The 19,404-nt window shown below is 67.3% G+C and carries 19 protein-coding genes and 3 pseudogenes; 13 read left to right on the forward strand and 9 right to left on the reverse strand.

Annotated features, from left to right (window positions below):
• Positions 1–19: 19 nt before the first annotated feature.
• Positions 20–802, reverse strand: coding sequence for an SDR family NAD(P)-dependent oxidoreductase (locus tag Q8L83_RS01290; RefSeq protein WP_305284331.1), 783 nt, complete (start codon positions 800–802; stop codon positions 20–22).
• 57 nt (positions 803–859) lie between these two features.
• On the opposite strand from Q8L83_RS01290, the gene Q8L83_RS01295 reads away from it, so the two are divergent.
• On the forward strand, positions 860–1,294 hold the full coding sequence (locus tag Q8L83_RS01295; RefSeq protein ID WP_305284332.1) for a YkvA family protein: 435 nt from the start codon (positions 860–862) through the stop codon (positions 1,292–1,294).
• On the opposite strand, the gene Q8L83_RS01300 is transcribed toward Q8L83_RS01295, so the two are convergent.
• The 3 genes from Q8L83_RS01300 to Q8L83_RS01310 form a co-directional block, all read right to left on the reverse strand.
• Positions 1,291–2,166 (reverse strand): DMT family transporter, encoded by an 876-nt coding sequence (locus Q8L83_RS01300; protein WP_305284350.1) that lies wholly within the window; start codon positions 2,164–2,166, stop codon positions 1,291–1,293. The genes Q8L83_RS01295 and Q8L83_RS01300 overlap by 4 nt on opposite strands.
• Positions 2,167–2,236: 70 nt before the next feature.
• Entirely contained in the window at positions 2,237–3,109 is an 873-nt protein-coding gene (locus Q8L83_RS01305; protein WP_305284333.1) for an SDR family NAD(P)-dependent oxidoreductase, read from the reverse strand.
• Between the two features lie 121 nt (positions 3,110–3,230).
• Positions 3,231–4,232 (reverse strand): NADPH:quinone oxidoreductase family protein, encoded by a 1,002-nt coding sequence (locus Q8L83_RS01310; protein ID WP_305284334.1) that lies wholly within the window; start codon positions 4,230–4,232, stop codon positions 3,231–3,233.
• A gap of 182 nt (positions 4,233–4,414) precedes the next feature.
• Here Q8L83_RS01310 and rlmN point away from each other — a divergent pair, with 182 nt between their 5' ends.
• From rlmN to Q8L83_RS01325, 3 genes and pseudogenes are all read left to right on the forward strand, one after another.
• Entirely contained in the window at positions 4,415–5,602 is a 1,188-nt protein-coding gene (gene rlmN, locus Q8L83_RS01315; protein WP_305284335.1) for a 23S rRNA (adenine(2503)-C(2))-methyltransferase RlmN, read from the forward strand.
• A gap of 68 nt (positions 5,603–5,670) precedes the next feature.
• A complete protein-coding gene (locus Q8L83_RS01320; RefSeq protein ID WP_305284336.1) occupies positions 5,671–6,099 on the forward strand; it encodes a DUF350 domain-containing protein in 429 nt (142 codons plus the stop codon).
• Between the two features lie 7 nt (positions 6,100–6,106).
• Positions 6,107–6,727, forward strand: a pseudogene (locus Q8L83_RS01325) (serine protease); the annotation flags it as partial.
• A 79-nt stretch (positions 6,728–6,806) separates the two neighbouring features.
• Here Q8L83_RS01325 and Q8L83_RS01330 read toward each other — a convergent pair.
• The 3 genes from Q8L83_RS01330 to Q8L83_RS01340 are packed head-to-tail and all read right to left on the reverse strand — an operon-like array spanning position 6,807 to position 10,809.
• On the reverse strand, positions 6,807–8,783 hold the full coding sequence (locus tag Q8L83_RS01330; protein ID WP_370868335.1) for an MFS transporter: 1,977 nt from the start codon (positions 8,781–8,783) through the stop codon (positions 6,807–6,809).
• A 34-nt stretch (positions 8,784–8,817) separates the two neighbouring features.
• The gene (locus Q8L83_RS01335; protein ID WP_305284337.1) at positions 8,818–10,371 is read right to left on the reverse strand and encodes a response regulator; all 1,554 of its coding nucleotides are present in this window, start codon (positions 10,369–10,371) and stop codon (positions 8,818–8,820) included.
• A gap of 54 nt (positions 10,372–10,425) precedes the next feature.
• Positions 10,426–10,809, reverse strand: a complete 384-nt coding sequence (locus Q8L83_RS01340; RefSeq protein WP_305284338.1) for a helix-turn-helix domain-containing protein — start codon at positions 10,807–10,809, stop codon at positions 10,426–10,428.
• Between the two features lie 125 nt (positions 10,810–10,934).
• On the opposite strand from Q8L83_RS01340, the pseudogene Q8L83_RS18600 reads away from it, so the two are divergent.
• The 4 genes and pseudogenes from Q8L83_RS18600 to Q8L83_RS01355 form a co-directional block, all read left to right on the forward strand.
• Positions 10,935–11,105: pseudogene (locus Q8L83_RS18600) on the forward strand (response regulator transcription factor); the annotation flags it as partial.
• 139 nt (positions 11,106–11,244) lie between these two features.
• Positions 11,245–11,607 carry a hypothetical protein gene (locus Q8L83_RS01345; RefSeq protein WP_305284339.1) on the forward strand — a complete coding sequence of 121 codons (363 nt, stop codon included), beginning with the start codon at positions 11,245–11,247 and terminating at the stop codon, positions 11,605–11,607.
• 205 nt (positions 11,608–11,812) lie between these two features.
• A complete protein-coding gene (locus Q8L83_RS01350) occupies positions 11,813–12,169 on the forward strand; it encodes a hypothetical protein (RefSeq protein WP_305284340.1) in 357 nt (118 codons plus the stop codon).
• Positions 12,170–12,285: 116 nt separating this feature from the next.
• Positions 12,286–12,732: a hypothetical protein gene (locus tag Q8L83_RS01355; protein WP_305284341.1), complete on the forward strand. Its 447-nt coding sequence runs from the start codon at positions 12,286–12,288 to the stop codon at positions 12,730–12,732.
• Here Q8L83_RS01355 and Q8L83_RS01360 read toward each other — a convergent pair.
• A pseudogene (locus tag Q8L83_RS01360) lies at positions 12,687–13,385 on the reverse strand (ATP-binding protein); the annotation flags it as partial. The gene Q8L83_RS01355 and the pseudogene Q8L83_RS01360 overlap by 46 nt on opposite strands.
• Before the next feature lie 63 nt (positions 13,386–13,448).
• Between Q8L83_RS01360 and Q8L83_RS18605 the strand changes: the two are divergent.
• The 5 genes from Q8L83_RS18605 (at position 13,449) to Q8L83_RS01380 (ending at position 18,727) form a co-directional block, all read left to right on the forward strand.
• A complete protein-coding gene (locus Q8L83_RS18605) occupies positions 13,449–14,210 on the forward strand; it encodes a TnsA endonuclease N-terminal domain-containing protein (RefSeq protein WP_370868336.1) in 762 nt (253 codons plus the stop codon).
• Positions 14,182–15,936, forward strand: coding sequence for a Mu transposase C-terminal domain-containing protein (locus Q8L83_RS01365; protein ID WP_305284342.1), 1,755 nt, complete (start codon positions 14,182–14,184; stop codon positions 15,934–15,936). Before Q8L83_RS18605 ends, Q8L83_RS01365 begins: the two co-directional genes overlap by 29 nt.
• Positions 15,933–16,862: a TniB family NTP-binding protein gene (locus tag Q8L83_RS01370; protein WP_305284343.1), complete on the forward strand. Its 930-nt coding sequence runs from the start codon at positions 15,933–15,935 to the stop codon at positions 16,860–16,862. Before Q8L83_RS01365 ends, Q8L83_RS01370 begins: the two co-directional genes overlap by 4 nt.
• Complete coding sequence (locus Q8L83_RS01375) at positions 16,863–17,828, forward strand: TniQ family protein (RefSeq protein WP_305284344.1); 966 nt, start codon at positions 16,863–16,865, stop codon at positions 17,826–17,828.
• 251 nt (positions 17,829–18,079) lie between these two features.
• Entirely contained in the window at positions 18,080–18,727 is a 648-nt protein-coding gene (locus tag Q8L83_RS01380) for a hypothetical protein (protein WP_305284345.1), read from the forward strand.
• A 90-nt stretch (positions 18,728–18,817) separates the two neighbouring features.
• On the opposite strand, the gene Q8L83_RS01385 is transcribed toward Q8L83_RS01380, so the two are convergent.
• Entirely contained in the window at positions 18,818–19,306 is a 489-nt protein-coding gene (locus Q8L83_RS01385) for an abortive infection family protein (RefSeq protein ID WP_305284346.1), read from the reverse strand.
• Positions 19,307–19,404 lie beyond the last annotated feature (98 nt).

Raw genomic sequence — 19,404 nt, forward strand, 5'->3', positions numbered from 1 at the left:
ACCCATCGCGACCCGCAAATTACCGCGGCGGCATCCGGATGGCGCCGTCGAGGCGGACATGCTCGCCATTGAAATAGCCGTTGCGGCACATTTCCAGGGCCAGGGAGGCGTATTCCTCGGCGTTCCCCAGACGCTTGGGGAAGGGCACGGAGGCGGCCAGGGCGGCCTTCACGTTTTCCGGAGCGGCGTTCATCAGCGGCGTGTTGAAGATGCCGGGCAGGATGGTGTTGACCCGTATGCCGTCATTCATCAGGTCGCGGGCGATGGGCAGGGTCATGCCGACCACGCCGCCCTTGGACGCCGAATAGGCCGCCTGGCCCACCTGGCCATCGACCGCGGCGACGGACGCCGTATTGACGATCACGCCGCGCTCGCCGTCCTCCAGGGGCTCCAGCGAGAGCATGCCCTGGGCCGACTTGGCCACGCAGCGGAAGGTGCCGATCAGGTTGATCTGAACGATCTTCTCGAAGATGGCGATGGGGTGGGACTTGGTCTCGCCGGTGGTCTTGTCGCGGCTGGCGGTCTTGGCCGCGAAGCCGGTGCCGGCGCAGTTGATCAGGATACGCTCCTGGCCATGGACGGCGCGGGCCTTTTCGAAGCCGGCCTCGACCGTAGCGTCGTCGGTGACATCGACCTTGCAGAAGACGCCGCCCAGTTCCTTGGCGACCGCCTCCCCCTTCTCGGCGTTCATGTCGAAGATCGCGACCTTGACGCCGTGGGCGGCCAGGGCGCGGACGGTGGCCTCGCCGAGGCCGGATGCGCCGCCGGTGACGACGGCGGCGATGGAGGAATCAAGTTTCATGGACGGTTCGCCTCCTGATGCGTTTATGTGGTCTCACTCTGAAGCTGGCTTAAACCGATGATCGCCAAGACCAAAGCATCACCCCACGTCAAGGATCGCGGTTTTGATCCGGCCAAGGCGCTGGACCCCCGCAAGGCCCTCGTGCCGGCCGTCGTCAAGGTCAATGAAGCCCGCGTGCGCAAGGGTTTCTGGCCCAAGATCGTCAGCACGGCGGCGAAGATTCCCTTCGCCTCGGACGCCGTGGCGGTCTGGTATTGCGCCAAGGACCCGGCCACACCGAGCTCGGCCAAGGGCATGATGCTGGCGGCCCTGGCCTATTTCGTGATGCCGGCCGACGCCATCCCCGATGTCCTGGCCGTGGTCGGCTTCACCGACGACGCCGCGGTGTTCGCCGCCCTGCTGGCCGTGGTCGGACGTCACCTGAAGCCGCAGCATCGGGCCGAGGCCAAGGCCTTTCTCGAGCGCCAGCGTCGGGCGAGCGACGAGCCCTAAGGTTCGCTGGCGAGCGTCTTGGCCGAGGCCGCCTTGGCCTGCCGTGAAATCTGCTGTTCGCGCCAGGTGATGAACAGGGTCGAGACCACGACCACGGCTGCGCCGGCGAGGGTCCAGATGGTCGGCACCTCGTTGAACAGGACAAAGCCCGCCGCGGCGGTGAAGACGAGGCGGATATAGTCGATCGGCGCCATGGCCCCGGCGTCGCCGATGGACATGCCCTTGATGTAAAAGCCCTGGGTCAGGGTGCCGACCACCCCCATGACGCACAGCAGGAACAGGTCGAAGGGCTCGGGCCAGCGCCAGACGAACAGGGCGCCGGGCAGGGCGAAGAACAGCCCCAGCGTCGCCGACCAGACCAGCAGCACCATGGGACTGTGGTCTCGCGTCATCACCTTCATGCCGGTGATGGTGAGCGCAAACAGGAAGGACGAGGCCAGCATGGCCGCCGCCGGCCAGCCGATGGCGAACTCGCCGCCGGCGCCGGGCCGGATCATGATCAGCACCCCGGCGAAGCCCACCAGGGCCGCGCCGATCCGCAAGGGGCCCACCGGCTCGCGCACCACGAAGAAGGCCAGCGGCACCAGCCAAAGGGTGCGGGTGAACGAGAGCGCATTGGCGTCGGCCAGCGGCATCTTCTGGAAGGCGTAGAAGGACAGGATCATCCCCAGCGTGCCCGCCGCCGAGCGGAACAGCAGGATGCCCGGCCGGGTGGTGGCAAAGGCCGCCTTCCGCCGGCTGAGGATGAAGGGGATCAGGATCACGAATCCGGCGATCTGCCGGTAGAAGGTCTGCAAGGCCGCCGGATAGTCGTCGCCGAGGAACTTGATCAGCGTCGTCATGACGGTGAAACCGAGCGCCGAGGCGACCATCCACAGGGCGCCATGGACATTGGGCGCCAGGGCCGGCCGAGGCGCCTTCTCCTGGCTCAACCGCCCCGCCTCACGACGCCGCCGGGGCGGCGGGCGGCGCGAAGGGGGAGTCCTCGCCGAACATCTGCACGAATGGCGAGGGTGACTCCGTATCCCAGCTGTGGCGGCCGCCGACGGTGATGCCGCCATCCACCACCAGATGGGTCCCCGAGACGAAGGCCGAGGCGTCCGACGCCAGATAGAGCGCGGCCTCGGCGATATCGGCGGGCAGGCCGGCCTTGGGCACCGGCTGGACGCTGGCCGCGCCCTGCTCGACCCGGGCGGCCATCTGGTCGGCCACCTCGCGCGGCAGGCCCAGCGACGCGCCGAAGATCGAGGTCGCGATCAGGCCCGGGCAGATGGCGTTGACCCGCACCTTCTGGCGCGACAGCTGGGCGGCGGCCACCCGGCTCATATGGATGACGCCGGCCTTGGCCGTGGAATAGGCGATGGGGCCAAAGCCCGCCTGCAGGCCGGCGATGGAGGCGGTGTTGATGATCGAGCCGCCGCCGCGGGCGACCATCATCGGGGCCGCGTGTTTCATGCCCAGAGCCGGCCCGCGGACCAGCACCGAGAAGATCCAGTCCCAGCCCTCGGCGGTGACCTCGGTGATCGCCCCCATGCGGTCGGAGATGCCGGCGTTGTTGAACAGGATGTCGAGGCCGCCGAAGGCCTGCTCGGCCAACTTCAGGGCGGCGATAATGTCGGCCTCGGACGTGACGTCGCAGTGGGCGTAGCGGACCTTGTCACCGAAGCGCGCCTCCAGCATGGCGCCCTTCTCATCCTGGATATCGGCGGCGACCACCAGGGCGCCCTCGGCGATGAACAGCTCCACGGCGCCCAGGCCGATGCCGGAGCATCCGCCGGTGATCACCGCAACCTTGCCCTCAAGACGTCCAGCCATGCCGCATCTCCCCTTTTGGGCGCTCGCACGGAAGGCGGCGCCTCATCTATGTGATCGTCGATCACTAAAGCGGGATGGGCGGCAGGGGAAGATGCTTCGCCCCCTGCCGCCGCGATTGCGCTCAGTCGATGGTGACGACCACCTTGCCCATGGCCTTGCGGCTGCCCAGGTGCGCGATGGCGTCGGCGCCCTTGTCCAGGGGGAAGCGCTCGGAGACGTAGGGCTTGATCTTGCCGGCGGCATAGAGGTCGAGCAGTTCCTTGACGCTCTGGGCGAAGGCTTCGGGATCCTTGGCCGCCCAGGTGCCCCAGAACACGCCGACGATCTCGCAACCCTTCAGCAGGGTCAGGTTCAGCGGAATCTTGGGGATCTCGCCGGCCGCGAAGCCGATGACCAGATAGCGGCCTTCCCAGGCTATGGTGCGCAGGGCCGGTTCGGCATAGTCGCCGCCGACCGCGTCATAGATGACGTCGAAGCCGCCCTCGCCCGCCTTGGACTTGAACAGTTCCGACAGCTTCTTCTGGGCGTCGCGGTCGAAGGGGCCGCGGCCATAGACCACGCCGTCGTCGGCGCCGTGCTTCTTGGCCAGCTCGACCTTTTCCTCGCTCGAACAGGCGGCGACCACGCGCATGCCCATGGCCTTGCCCAGCTCCACCGCCGCCAGGCCGACGCCGCCGGCTGCGCCCAGGACCAGCAGGCTCTCGCCGGCCTTCACCCGGCCGCGGTGCTTCAGGGCGTGATAGGAGGTGCCGTAGGTCAGGATGAAGGCCGCAGCCTCGTCATGGGGCATGCTGTCGGGGATGTGCCACAGGCGGTTGGCCGGCAGGGCGACCTTTTCGGCCATGCCGCCCCAGCCGGTGTTGGCCAGGATGCGGTCGCCGACCTTCACATTGGTGACGCCCTCGCCCACGGCCTCGATCACGCCGGACAGCTCGCCGCCCGGCGAGAAGGGCCGCGGCGGCCGCGACTGATACTTGTCCTCGATCATCAGCACGTCGGGGAAGTTGACGCCGACGGCCTTGACCGAGATCACCGCCTGGCCGGGCTTGGCCTCCGGGGCGGGGATGTCCTCCACCACCAGGGTCTCAGGACCGCCGGTCACCTTGCTCAGCACAGCCTTCATGTCGTTCTCCCACGTCCGGTTTTTCCAGTTGGCGCGGACGCTAACCCAGCCCCGACGGCGGCGGAAGGTCGCAGACGAACATTTGTTTGAGCCGGCATTCCCTTGCGTCACCCCGCACGCATTTGGAAGCCAGCGCGCCCTCGCCTATATTGGCTGACCTTCCAGACAGCGAGTTCAGACCCTTGGGCGTCACCCTCGATCTTTCGCGCGCGGCGTCGGCCGCAGCGCCGACCCGGCCGAACCTGTCGGGTCTGACCCGGCCGCAACTGGCCGCCGCCCTGATCGAGGCCGGCGTGGTGCGTCCGGAAAAGGCCAAGATGCGCGCCACCCAGCTGTGGCGCTGGATCCATCACTATGGGCTGACCGACTTCGCCGCCATGACCGACGTGGCCAAAGAGACACGCGCGGCCCTGGAGGCGGCCTTCACCCTGGCCAGGCCCGAGGTGGTCGAGCGCCAGGTCAGCCGCGATGGCACCCGCAAGTGGCTGATCCGCATGGCCCCGGGCATCGAGGTCGAGACGGTCTACATCCCCGATGTCGGCCGCTCGGGCGCCCTGTGCGTCTCAAGCCAGGTGGGTTGCACGCTGAACTGTACCTTCTGCCACACCGGCACCCAGGCCCTGGTGCGTAACCTGACGGCGGCCGAGATCGTCGCCCAGGTCCAGGTCGCCCGCGACGACCTGGAAGAATGGCCGAGCCCCAAGGAGGACCGCCGGCTCTCCAACATCGTCTTCATGGGCATGGGCGAGCCGCTCTACAATCTGCCCCATGTGGCCGCGGCCATCGACATCATCGCCGACAATGAGGGCATCGCCATCTCGCGGCGGCGGATCACGGTGTCGACCTCGGGCGTGGTCCCGGAGCTGATCCCGCTTGGCGACCAGACCCAGGCCATGCTGGCCATCTCGCTGCACGCCACCAATGATGAGCTGCGCGACGAGCTGGTGCCCCTGAACCGGAAATATCCGCTGGACCAGCTGATGGCCGGCATCCGCGCCTATCCGGGCCTGTCCAACGCCCGGCGGGTGACCTTCGAATACGTCATGCTCAAGGGCGTGAACGACAGCCCGGCCGAGGCCAAGGCGCTGCTGAACCTGATCAAGGGCATTCCGGCCAAGATCAACCTGATCCCGTTCAACCCGTGGCCGGGCTCGCCCTATGCCTGCTCGGACTGGAAGACCATCGAGGCCTTCGCCGCGGTGCTGAACCGGGCCGGCTACGCCTCGCCCATCCGCACCCCCCGGGGCCGGGACATCCTGGCCGCCTGCGGTCAGTTGAAGTCGGAGAGCGAGAAGATGCGCGCCAGTGAGCGGAGGCGTCTGGACCAGGAGGCGCTCGCCCAGCAGGCGAAGGACGCTCCTGTCGCCTGAACGGCTTGCTTGCCGGGCGGGCGCTCGTGCTAACCATCCCTCTCCCGCCGCAGCCGAGGTGAGCGCCCATGCCCCCCGACCTTCAGTCTCCGGAAATCCAGGCCTTCGCCATCGGGTTTCCCACCACCCTGCTGCACGCCGCGGTGGCGGTGCTGATCCTGTTCCTGGCGGCGGCCCTCTACGTCCTGCTGACCCCCCACAAGGAAGTGGCCCTGATCCGCGATGGCAACGCCGCGGCCGCCGTCTCCCTGGGCGGCGTGCTGGTGGGCCTGGCCGCGCCGCTGGCCCTGTCGCTGAACTCCTCGACCTCGCTGATCGAAATCATCATCTGGGGGATCTCCACCGTGATGGTTCAACTGCTGGTCTTCCGGCTGGTGGACCTGCTGCTCCGCGGCCTGCCTCAGCGGATCCAGGAGGGCGAGGTGGCGGCTGCGGCCCTGCTGGTGGGCGCCAAGCTCGCCACAGCCCTGATCCTCGCCGCAGCCGTGGCCACCTGACCACCTGATGCACTTTCCCCGCCTTCCGGACTGGCTGGTCTACGCCGCCGTCGTCCTCGCCCTGCTGATCTCGGCGGTGGGACGGCAGGAGGACGCCGCCGCCCCGCCGCCGCCGCCGCCGGTGCCGGGAGAGGAAGGTCTGCCGCTGGGTCCGGCCTCACCCTTCGACCCCGCCGTCGTGGTCGATGTGCCACAGACCAGCGAGCCGGGCGCCGGGACCGCTTTCGCCGTGTCCGACGACGGGGTCTGGATGACCGCCCGCCACGTGGTCGAAGGCTGCCGGCAGGCGGCGATCATGGTCGCGGACGGCCGCGGCGTGGATGCGCAGATCTTCATCGATCCCCGCGGAGAGGCGGCGATCCTGGTCACCGAGGGCGGGGCGCCGGCCCTGCCGCTCGGTCTCGATCGCACCCTGCGCCGGGGGGACCGCGCCTTTCACCCGGGCTACCCGCAGGGCCGCGCCGGCGAGGCCACCTCGCGCCTGCTGGGCCGCGAGAACCTGGTGGTGCGCGGCCGGGGCGCGCGGACGGAGTCGGTGCTGGTCTGGGCCGAGACCGGACGCACCGACGGCCTTTCCGGCACCCTGGCGGGCCTGTCGGGGGCGCCGGCCCTGGACAGCGCCGGTCGGGTCATCGGCGTGACCGTCGCCGAGGCGCCGCGACGGGGCCGCATCTACACCACCTCACCCGAAACCGTGCTGACCGCCCTCACCGCATCGGGCCACCGGGCGGCGAACTTCGCCGTGGGCGAGCCGGTGACGCCGGAGAACTACGGCCGGGTGGCCGACAACCTGCGCCGCGACCTGCGGGTGGCCCAGGTGATCTGCCTGGAAACCAACACCGAGACCGCCAGGCCTGCGCCTGAGCCGGCCCCCGTGGGCATGCCGGAGCCTGAAGCGGCGCCGGAGACCATGGACGAGCCGGCCGGCGCGCCTCAGCCGGCGTGGTCTCACCCGCCGACTGAGCCGCTTCGGGCTCGGCGCCTTCAGGTGGTCGTGGCTGACGGGCGGCGACCATGAAGGCCAGGATGATCCCCACCACCCCGATCAGGGCGGAATAGACGAAGAAGAGCACATAGCCGGCCCCCAGGGCCGCGGCGCTCACCCCAGACTTCTCCACCGCCGCAGCATAGGCGTCCGGGGGCAGGCCCACGAACAACGCCTTGAGCGGTCCGAGCAGGCCGCCTGCCTCCGCGGCCGCCGCCGAGCCCTCGACGATGCGCCCAGACTGCGAGGCCAGCAGCTTGCCCGGCAGGGAATAGAAGGACGAGAAGACCGCATATTGGGTGGCTGTGAACCCATAGCCGGTCAGGCTGGACATGTAGGCGATCAGGCAGGTGCCGGCGAAGCCGCCGGCCACATTGTCCACCCCGATGGCGACGAACAGGGCCGGCAGCCACGCGCCCTTGATGGCCAGCCAGGCGAAGATCAGGTTGCTCAAGGGGCCGGCGAAAGCGCCGATCAGCATGGCCCGGATCAGGCCCAGGCGCGCCACCGCCAGGCCGCCCAGGAAGACCCCCAGCATGGACATGGCCACCCCGAACACCTTCCGCACCTCGGCGATCTCGGTGAGGGTGAAGCCCAGGTCGAGATAGAAGGGCGTCATGATGTTGAGGACGAAATCGGCCAGTCGATAGAGGCAGATCAGCGCCAGGATCAGAGCGGCGCTGCCCCGATAGCGGTCGAAGAAGTCGATGAACGGATCAAACAGCGCCGCCGACAGATAGACGCCAGGCCGTGTCCGCAGACCCGGCAGCGGAAAGGCGGCCAGCACGATCAGCCCGCCGCCGGCCAGGACGGCGCCGACCTGCAGGAAGGCGTTCCAGGGGCGGGTGGTCCAGGCTGTCGCCAATGACTCGGCCGCCTCGGTCTGGCCCAGACGGGTCAGGGCGCCGGCCAGGAGGTCGGCCGAGCCGGCCAGGCCCGAGCCCAGGATGATCGCGCCGATCACGACCAGGCTGAGCCGCGCCAGCCACTCTGGCAGCTCCAGGCCCGGGCGGGCGGGCACGCCGTCGAGATTGATCGCCCGGATGATGTGCTGAGCCTCCCGCGGGGCGCCGAGCACGCCGGCCACGCCCACCAGCATCAGGGCGGCCATCACCAGGTAGGAGACGTTCCAGCTGTATTGCTGGGCCAGGATCAGCGGCACGGCGCCCGCCACGATGATGGCGATCCGGTAGCCCCACTGATAGGCCGCGGCCAGGGCGCCCTGGCGGTTCTCTCCGGCCGCCTCGATGCGCCAGGCGTCGATGACGATGTCCTGGGTGGCGCCGGAAAAGGCCACCAGCACCGCCAGCATGGCCATCGCGCCGAGATTGCGGACGGGATCGCCCCCGGCCACCAGCCAGAGGCCGATCATGATGGCGACCTGCGAGACCAGCATCCAGGACCGGCGATGGCCCAGCCGGTCGGTCAGCCACGGGATCTTGGTGCGATCGACCAGCGGCGCCCAGAGCAGCTTCATGGAATAGGCCAGGGTGGCCAGGGAGAAGATGCTGATCACCTGCAGGGACAGCCCCGATTCCCGCAGCCAGGCCGAGAGGGTGTCGAAGATCAGCAGGTTGGGCAGGCCCGAGGCGAAGCCCAGGGCCAGCATGATCAGGGCGCGCCGCTCGCCATAGACGGTCAGGGCCGACCAGAGGCTGGGCTTTGCGGCCGTCTTCGGCTCGGCGTCTGGCAGGCTCATGGCGTCTCCCCCGAAAGCGGGACGCCCCGCCGAGTCAGGCGAACTTGGCGCGCTCGGCGGGTTCCGTCCAGACCACGCCCTCTGCGGGCTTGCGCGTCCACCGGGAAAGCGCCTGGCGCAGGGCGTCCGCGGCCAGGGGCTTGACCAGGAAGTCGTTCATGCCGGCCGCCATGCAGGCCTCGCGGTCTTCCTGGAAGGCGTTGGCGGTCAAGGCCACCACCGGGGTTTCGATCCCGGCCGCCCGCAGCCGGCGGGTCGTCTCCTCGCCGGGAATATCGGGCAGGCGCATGTCCATCAGCACCAGGTCATAGGCGCCGACCTTGAGGGCGGCCAGGGCCTCCTGGCCGGTCATGGCGTGATCGACGCTGCAGCCCTCCCGCTTCAGCAGGGTGCGGGCGAGCAGCGCATTGACGGGATTGTCCTCCACCAGCAGCACCCGGGCGCCGGGCGCGGCGGCCGGCGCCACCCGGTCGTCCTCCGGCCCATGGGTCTGGTCGGGCGCGGCCTGCAGGGCGGCCAGCACCCGCTCGGCCAGGGAGGCCCGGCGCAGGGGCTTGATCAGATAGCCGCCGAAGCCCGAGGCGCGATAGCGGGCGATCCGGTCGCGCTCTTCGGGCGCCAGCAGGATGATGGCCGGCCGGTCAAAGGGGCGGCGCACCTTGCGTCCGCCGCGGCCCAGGGCGTGGTCGAGCAACAGGACGTCATGGGGACCGGTGATCGGCAGCAGGTCCTCGACATCGGCGGCGGTCACGGCTGTTCCCCCGCAGGCTGCGATCTGGCGGGCCGCAGCCTGGCGGATGATCGGACTGGGCGAGGCGACGCCGACCTGGAGGCCCGCCAGGGGGGCCGACTCCGTGACGTGGGGGGCCAGGGTCTCGAAGGGGGCTTCGAACCAGAAGACCGCGCCGCCCTCGGCGCCGGCCTCGACGCCCACCTCGCCGCCCATGGCCAGGGCCAGGCGGCGGGCGATGGCCAGGCCCAGGCCCGAACCGGTGAGCTGATGGCTGGCCTCGGACTGGGCGAAGGCCTCGAAGATCAGGTCCCGCGCCGCGTCGCTGACGCCGGGTCCGGTATCGGCGACGGTGAAGCGCCAGCGGCCCTCGGCGGCCGGCGCGGCGTCCAGCAACACCCCGCCCTTGGCGGTGAACTTCACGGCGTTGCCGGCGAAGTTCAGCAGGATCTGGCGCAGGCGGCTCTCGTCAGCGGTCACCACCGCCCCAGCGGCGGGCGAGGCCCAGGCGATCTCCAGGCCCTTCTCGTGGGCCCGCGGGCTGAGCAGTTCGCACACCGCGCGCAACAGGCCCTCGATCTCTACGGGCGCTTCGCGCAGCTCGACCTTGCCAGCCCCCAGGCGGGCGAAGTCGAGGAGTTCGTTGACCAGGCCCAGCAGGTGCTCGCCGGAATCGCGCATGGCGCTGACATAGGCCCGCTGCTCGGCGCTGAGCCTTGTGCCCTCCAGCAGCCGCGCCATGCCCAGCACGCCGCTGAGCGGCGTGCGGAACTCATGGCTGAGGGCGGCCAGCTGCTCGGTGCTGATCTGCTCGCCAGCAGGATCGACGGCGGCGGGGTCTGTCGCGGGGTCTGACATGGGCGCCACCCTGCGGGCGGAGCCTTTAACGGCCCGTCAAAGCGCGGGCCAGGTTCAGTCGTCGCGGCCCATCTCACGGGCCAGGGCCAGCAGGGCCTGGCGGGTTCTGGCTCTCGGGATCGCCCGATAGGCTTCCAGAAGCTCCATGGCGCCCGGCGTCATCAGGGCCGAGAACGCCTCGTCCGGGGGGCTGTCGCCGCCGGTCTCCTCGCCCACCAGCCAGCTCACCGTCGTCTGCAAGGCCCGGGCGGCGGCCACCAGGCTCGAGCCGGAGATGCGATTGACGCCGCGCTCGTACTTCTGGACCTGCTGGAAGGACACGCCCAGGTGATCGGCGAGATCGGACTGGCTGAGCGACATGGCCCGGCGGCGCGCACGCACCCGGGCGCCGATGGCCCGATCAGCGGTATCGACGACCTCAAGCTCACTCAAACCCATATTCGGCTCCAAAATGACGCTCAACCTCTGAGCGATCCCCTCCTGTCGCTATACGGACACCAAACCGCGGTGGACGCAGACCAAACCTTGGCGTGTAGTATTTCCGATCGATGGGAATGAGCGGCATGACGGGACAGGTGGAACTTTTGACCGGGCGGGAGCGGGAGTGCCTGCGCCTGGTCGATCGGCATTTCAGCTCCAAGCAGATCGCCCGAGAGCTCGGCATGTCGAAGACCTCGGTCGACACCTATTGCGATCGCGCCCGCGCCAAGCTGGGCGTCGGCGACCGCTACCACGCCGCCCGCCTGCTGGCTGACCATGAGCGCGCCACCCAGGGGCTTGACCCTGTCCTGACCGCGTCAGGACAGGACGCGGTCAGGACAGACGAAGCGCGCCGCCCATGGTCGGATCTGGCCTCATCAGGAGGCGAGACCCATGAAGCACTGGAACGGCGAGGACGGCCGGACAGACGACGGACGAGCGGCGGCGAACCGCGCAGCGGTGAACCGGGCCATCCACCTGAGACGCGAGATCGAGGCCTTCGAGGCAAGGTGGCCGACACCCTCGCCGCCGGCGGCGTCGATGCCGGGTTTCTGCTGGAGCCAACTGGAGCGCCAGCTGACCGATCTGGCGGCTACGCCGACCCAGGCCGACATGGTCCCGCATCTGATCTCGGCCACCCGCAAACTGGCGGCCTTCAAGCCCCCCGAGATGGTCATGAGGGAAATCCTCTGCATCACCTGGGTGCTGCTGGACGAGAACTTCCACCCTGGCGAAGCGGACGAACAGATGGCCTAGGACCGCTTGCGCGGATCGGCCTGATCCTCGCCATCGCCATCGGTTCGGCCCTCGCCTTCGGGGGCGTCCTGGCGGGGCTTCAGGCTCTGAGCACGCTGATCTGAAGCCGCGCCGCCCTTCGCCGGCGGCGGACCACCCCGACCCATAGACCCAACCCAAGACCCATCAGACCCGCGGCGCCCTGCGCGCGGGAAGGAGACCCCTCATGCTCAAGCAACGTCGCCAATACGCCGACCAGGTCGCCGCCAGCCTGTTCGAGGCCGAGACCGCCATCGACGCCGCCCTGGCCAAGACCGCCGCCCTGGCCGGCGTCATGCCGGGCCTGCGCGCCCAGGCCGGCCTCTCGGCCCTGATCGGCCAGGAGGCCGTGGAGTGGACCAGCCGCTCCATCACCGCCCTGGCCGAGGCCCGCCGCGCCGTGATCGAAGCGCACAAGGAGCTCAGCCTGGCCCAGAAGCAGATCGGCCTCGGCGCCGTGCTGTATGGCGACGGCGCGCCCAAGCCCCACGAACCGGCCCGGGCCCCGAGCCTGCGGGCGGTGCGGGACGCCAGCGCGGCCTGATCGCGCCAGAGCTGAACACCTTTGGCGAACCGCTTTTCGGCCGGCGCCTTTCCGGAGGCGCCGGCCTCTGCCACCCTGGCGCGACGACAGCCGCCAGCCCCAGGGGGACTTAGAGCTTGTATTTCGCCGTCCTGCCCCAGCAGATCTGGCTCGTGGCCATGGCGCTGGTCTCCGGCGCAGCCCTATGGCGCGGCGGCGCGCCGGAAAAGCAGGCCGCGGTGGCCAATGTGGCCGCCTGGTTCCTGACGCCGCTGACCTACGACACCGACGCCACCGGCCTCCAGTGGGGGGTGCTCGGGGTAGACGCGCTGTTTCTCGGCTTTCTCCTGTGGCTGGCCCTGACCACCAACCGGCTCTGGCTGCTGTTCGCCACCGCCTTCCAGCTCCTGGGCATCCTCACCCACCTCGCCATGGTCGCCGACAGCGGCGTGCCGGCCCTGCCCTATCGCTGGGGCCTGGTGATCTGGAGCTATCTGGTCCTGGCCGCCCTAGGGGTGGGGACCCTCGTTCACCGACGTCAGCCGCTCAGGGCCGGCGCCGTCTCCAGTCCCACCCGCCGATAGATCAGCGCCTCAGCCAGGTGGACCCGGCGGACGTCGGCGGCGCCTTCCAGGTCGGCGATGGTGCGGGCCAAGCGCAGGGTCCGGGTCCAGCCGCGGGCGGTAAGGCCGGCGGCTTCGGCGGCCTTGGACAAAAGCGCCCGGGCCGGGGCGTCCAGATTGGCGATGGCGTCCAGGCGGTCGCCGGAAGCCTGGGCGTTCAGGGGCGCGGCGGTCTCGCCGGCCTCTGCGGCGCGCGCCAGCTGGACCTGCCGGGCCAGGGCGACGCGGGCGGCGGCCTCGGGCGTGCCTTGGGCTGGCGGCGGCAGGGCCATGTCGGCGGCCGTCACCGGCGGAACCTCCACCACCAGGTCCATGCGGTCCATCATCGGGCCGGAGATCTTGCGCTGGTAGTCGCTCTGGCAGCGAGGCGCCCGGCCACAGGCGCCGCGGCCCGGCCCGCCGACCCCGCAGCGGCAGGGATTCATCGCCGCCACCAGCTGGAACCTCGCCGGATAACGGACATGGGCGTTGGCCCGGGCCACCACCACCTCGCCGGTCTCAAGCGGCTGGCGCAGACTGTCCAGGGCCTGGGCCGAGAATTCCGGCAACTCGTCGAGGAACAGCACGCCATTGTGCGCCAGGGAGACCTCGCCGGGCTTGGCCTTCAGGCCGCCTGTGAACTTGCAAAAGACGATGTCCCTAGGGGCGGATCTGGCAAGTTAGAAAGGAAACAGGCGATGCCCCGTGCCCAACAGCCAGTGTCTTCATTTCGCAAAGCCAAGCACTTGAAGACCCTAGTTTCACGCGTGGATGCAGAGTGGCTCAGTGTCGCGCCAGCGCCCCGGCAAATCAGCGCCGTGCGTGGTCACCTAAGGGCGCCGCCCGCCGGCGATTATGTGGGATTCGAGTCTGCGCTTGAGCGTGACTTTCTCATCGCGTGCCGCACCGAGCATCGGATCGGCACCGTTCACGCGCAGCAGTTGGTGATCAGGTTCACTGACCGGCGAACTGGCAAACGCCGGCGCTATACCCCTGATTTCGTCATCACTTCCGCGCCAGGTGCCGATCTTCGCTGGCAAAAGGCCGTGATCGAGGTGAAGGCGTGGTCGGACCTCGTGAGATCAAGATGGGAGCGAAGAGCAGCCTACGCCGCCGCAAGGCTCTGGTGCCTGGAGCAGGAGGGGGTCCACTTCCGCATCGTAACCGACCGGCAGCTCACCGGGCCCTGGATGCAGAACGCGCGTCTTCTGTCCGGTCATATCGACATGCCAGTCAGTATTGAATTGCTGGAGCGCTGCCGTTCGCTACTGCGAGTACGTCCCCACTGGATTGTCTCCGAGCTACTCGCCTGCGCACAGCAAGAGGGTCTTAACCCCAGTTCGGTACTTCCAGTCATCTACAGGATGGTGGCTCACGGCGAGCTTTGGTTCGACCGAACCCATCGAGTCGAGCTCGGGACTCTGGTGACCGTTGGAATACCGTGGGGACTACGAACGTAAGAATGCCCAGCCGCCCATAGGCGCGCCTCACGACATCTCGTTCCTATCGCCGGAACAGCTCGCAGAAGCCGAGCGTCGTCGTGACGTTATCGTGGAGCTTGAGGCTGGCTCAAAGTTCGACGCGGAGACCGTTGGAGCTGCGGCTGCGAAGTTCGGCGCGGGCCTGCGCCAATTCAACCGGTACCGACGAGCGTTCCGAGAAACTGACAAACTCACAAGCCTGCTGCCGGGTCAAAGCTCCGGGGGGCGCGGCAAGACACGCAAGGATCCTCGCGTGGATGAGGTGGTCGCGGAGGTGCGCCTCGAATACGACCGGTACCTGCCGGCCGCCACGCCCGGTCAGCACTACAGCGAGGTAAAGCGTCGCCTCAAGAAGGAAGGCATCAAGGTCTGCACCGAGACGATCCGCAGTCGCTATAAGGGGGTCCCCCTGCGGCAGCGTGAGGCGCGGCGGTACGGAAAGAAGTACGCGCGCGAGCGCCGCGAGGCCCTCAAAGGAAAGACACCTCCGACCTCATTTCCGCTCGAGCGAGTCCAGATCGACCACACGCTCGTCGACGTGGTCTGCACCGGCGATCACGATCGGGAATACATCGGCCGCCCGTGGGTGACGTTTGCGATCGACGAGCACACGCGGGTCATCCTCGCGTTCGTCCTCTCGTGGGAATATCCGAATGCGACCACGGTCGCGCTCCTGCTTGCACGAGCGCTGACGCCAAAGGAGGACTGGCTCGCCTCCATAGACTCCCCCGTGAGCTACCCCGTCTGGGGGAAGATGGACCGCATCTTCGTCGACAATGCCGGTGAGCTAAGCTCGGCCGCTGTCGTCCTCGGCTGCAAGGAAAACAACATCGCGCCGCCGGAGAGAAGGCCAAAAGGCCTTCCTCACTTTGGGGGCATCATCGAACGTTTCATCGGCACCGCGATGCGCAACATGCGCCTACTGCGGGGGCAGACGGCGGAGCGGCGTGGCTTCGGCAAGGAACGCACGCGCAATCCGAACGAAACTGCCGAGATGAGCCGCCTGGACCTTGAACGTTGGCTGCTCGAGAAGATCTGTGAGCAGTATCATCGCAAGCCACACAAAGGAATTGGAAACCAAGCCCCGATCAAAGCCTGGGAAAGAGGGATCTACGGTACTGAACGGCGCCCTGGCCGGGGCCTGGCGCCAGTGGCGAACAAGACCAAGGTGTTCCTCGATTTTGCCGAAGTGCAATGGCGGACGATCCAGCGATATGGCGTGCGCTGGGATGATGCCGAGTATTGGGATGATGTGCTGCAGCCGTTACTGGATCGGGGCAGCAAGCAGAGGTACGCGTTCAAACGCAACCCGTACGATATTGCGCGCATCTGGTTCAAAAACCCAGAAGACGGCGAATACTACGAACTTCGCAGCAGAGATATCACGCTGCCGAGCATCTCGGCTGCGGAGTACAGGGTAGAGCGAAGGCGGCGTCGAGCCGCGGGCGATGAATCCGACGCGCCAGCAATCGAGGCGTCCATCGAGCGCGTGAGGCAGATGGAGGAAGATGCCCGGAGCAAGACCAGTCGCCATCGCCGTCGTTTGAATGCGCAGAAGCGCGAGGACCGCAGGAAGTTGGTGGACGAAGTGACGCCCTACGCCGCGCCTATCGCACCGCCAGCACCTGCGCCCACTTCTGCCCAGCAGCCCGAACCGACCGACAGCAGCCGGCGCAGAGCTGTCGTCTTCAAGGTGGCAGAATGACTGACGTTCACCAGCGCCAGCTGACAAGCGCAGCGCGTGAGGCCCTTGCAGGCGACGACAGGCTAACGCGGGCGTTGCTAGCAAAGCGCAAGCACTTCATCGAGCACCGCTTTGCGTCCGCGATCGAGGATCGTCTATCGGAGGCGCTAGAGGACTATCCGACGGACGGCGACAGTCACTTCCTCATCGTTGGCGATAGCGGCATGGGAAAGACCAAGCTGGTGAAGCACTTCATGCGGATGCACGGCGTCGAATGGCCGCTTCCTGAGGGGAAAAAGGAAGTGCCTATCCTCATGGTGGGTCTTGTCTCGCCGTCCCCAAGGGGCTTCTTGGCCACCATCTTGGAGACGCTGGGCTCTCCGTATCCGAGAACCGGCAGCCACGAGACCCTGTATCCGCTCGTTCTTCGATTGCTTCGGAGTGTAGGCCTGAAGGTTCTCATCATCGATGAGATCCACCACATCAAGTTAGGCCGCCGCGACGAGCGTGAACGGACGCTGATCCTGATCAAGCAGCTCGGCAACGACCTTGGCGTCACGATCATCGGGTGTGGGACGTCCGACGCCCTGCGGGCGATCCAGCTGGACCCCCAGCTTGAGCGCAGGTTCGAGCCGTTGGCGCTCGGGCGTTGGCGGGACGACGACGATGGCTGGGGCCTATTGAACGCGATCGAGGCCACAATTCCCTTGGAAGAGCCCTCATATCTCTCCGATGAGAAGACAGCCCGGTGGATCTTCGCTGAAACCGAAGGGCTTACGGGAGAGATCGACAGGATGATCCGCCGCGCCGCGGTGAAGGCGATTGGATCCGAGCGGCCGCTCCTCGACCTGGCCTTCTTGAAATCCTTGCCCTGGATCAGGCCATCGAAGCGGCGCAAGACGTCTGAGGACGTGCTTAGGCGCGATCGGCCGCAGATGGCCTTCTAAGTGGAGAGTCGGCGGCTTTGGCCATGGCGGCCTGCGATCTACGACGATGAGTTGCTATCTTCGTGGCTTCGCAGGGTGGCTCTTGGAAACGCCCTGAAGGTGCACTCCTTCTGCCATGCGGTCTGGCCTGGCGTGCAGCTTTGGAACCGCGATCTCGACGCCCTTGCCCCAGAGATCGTGCTCGAGGATATGGCGGCGCACACCGGCGTGGCAATTGATCGGGTCCGTGACACCACGCTCCACCGCTTGAATGGCCTTCTCTACGAAGGGGTGCGAGTGATCGGATCGACCGATTGGCTGCTGCCCATCGGCGTTTATCACCGCACCCGAAGGCGGCCTGGCCTGCAGTGGTGCCCATCTTGCCTACGCGAAGACCAGCAGCCCTACTACCGCATGCGATGGCGCCTCGCCCTCGCGAGCACATGCCCCTCCCATGGCGTGGTCCTCGCCGACCGTTGCCATGAATGCGCAAGGCCTGCCTCGCCTCATCGCGGTGCGGACCCGCTATGCGATACGTGCTACGCGGATCGTCGCGAGCACCCCGTTTCCCCGGCCGACTCCAGGGCGCTTCAGCTGGAGCACAGGCTCTTCGCCCTGCTTGACCCAGCCACCCCGCCGCGCAACGAACTGGAGTGTCTGCATCCCCTATCGCTGTTCGGCCTGATGAGGCAGGTCGTAACGACGATTGGCGTTGGCGAGCGCTCTCAACGGCTGCGCGATGGGATTGCTGCCCAATGGGGCGGTGACCCCGCGCCACCTGCCGTAAGGCAACTGGAATTCATGGGCAGTGAGGAGCGTCACCGGCTGATGGGGCTGGCGGCGCGTGCGATGTACGGCTGGCCCTGGATGTTCGTCGCCCATTGCGCAGACGCGGGCGTCTGGAAGTCTTGGGCGTTCGGTGAGCGTCGATACAACCGCGCTCCCTTCGCCTACGCCGACCCGGTTATCAGGTATCTGAGTGTGTAGGGACCCCTGAGGAGTTCGCCACGATCCGTGGCTCGCCCCCTCTAATGCGCGCTGGCCCATTCGCTTGAGATGGTTGCACAACTCGACGGCGACGGCCGCTGCCCCGAATGGTTGCGAGTACATGAAGCTCGGCGCTAGCTCCAAGCTTGGCCAGGGGGTCAGGTCAAGGTCAGTCCTTTCTAACTCTCGTAGCTCCGCTGACTCGGCCGCTATGCGCGTGGCCGACCGAGAGTCGCCTGCTAAGCTGAGGAATGCTCCCGAATCGCTACCGTTTTCTTCTAAGCCTGCTGTTCGTGGGAGCCGCGACCGGACTCGCGCTTATTAGCGTCCCGGCGGCCACTGTCGGGGTCTGCGCGGTCATTCTTGCGGTTCTCTACCCAAAGCTGGAGTCGGTGATCGAGTTCTCCTTCGGCCCCCTCAAAGCAAAGCTTGAGCGCAGCATCAGCGAGTCCGAGCAATTGCTGCAGGATGTTCGCTCACTGGCCGTAACCACAGCTAGAGTGGCAGCTTCCACGGCAGCAAGGTCAGGGCGCAAGTCGCCGCCAACAGACTGGGCCTTCAGGGCGACGAAAGAACTGGAAGGTCATCTCCTCAAACTCGGTGCGAGTGACCATGACCTTTTTGCTTGCCGGCAAGACATCGTGCGTTTCGGCATTCGAGATCTGGGCGTGCATGCGACCTGGGTGTCTACATATACCACCAACACCGTCTTCCACGCCGAGCGCGAGATGATGATCAGCGAGGGCGAGGTCGCCGACCCGGGCGCGGTTGAGAGCTTCCTGCGGAGGTACGAGGCACTGGACGGGACGCGGGAAGAGATGATCGCCGAGATGCGATGGATGATCGAAAACAACGACGTCCGGGAGAGGGCGCACGTGTTGCTCGGCCGATCCGTTTAGAGGTCCGAACGCTCGCACCTCTACCGTGCACTTAGGTGCAGAGCGTCAGCGCCTGCCAAGCGCATTGACCCCGGCTCTGATCCATAGACCTCAGCGGCCAAACTTCGCCTCATCCAGCGCCTTGATGAAGCGCAGCAGACTAAGCACCGTCTCAAAAACATATCGGCCCTCGGCTCGGCTCAGAAGACGATTGTCGTGCGCCAGGCTGCTGTTGTTACGGACGTCGTTGAAACGCTCAAATATCTGCGTGGCCGACTTGGCGATTTGATCCGAGATCTCGCCGATCTGCCCCGCACGGCGAAGCGAGTTGATGTAACGGCCTACGCGGCCGTGAAGACTGTCTCTCGGGCTGACCTCGATCCCATCGGCTCGAAGAAGGTCGGCGAACTTTTTCATCGTGTAGGTATGAAGGCGATCGAGCGCGGTGTGAGGCGAGTTCGCTTGGATTTCGCGCTCTATCGCATCAACCAGATCGCTCAAGGCTTCGTCGTCGTTGAACTTCTCCACAACGCCGAGGTCGATGGAATCACCGCTACCTGTAGGGACGCGCAATAGTGAACGGCTCGACGCGAGATTCATGACGCCTTTCGACGCACATTAGCTGAGACGTTCGCCGCTCCGGGGCGCACATTGTGTGAGACTGAGATCACAATGATTGAGACCGACGCGCACTATTT

This window comes from Phenylobacterium sp. (genome assembly GCF_030680185.1).
Classification (GTDB): domain Bacteria; phylum Pseudomonadota; class Alphaproteobacteria; order Caulobacterales; family Caulobacteraceae; genus Phenylobacterium.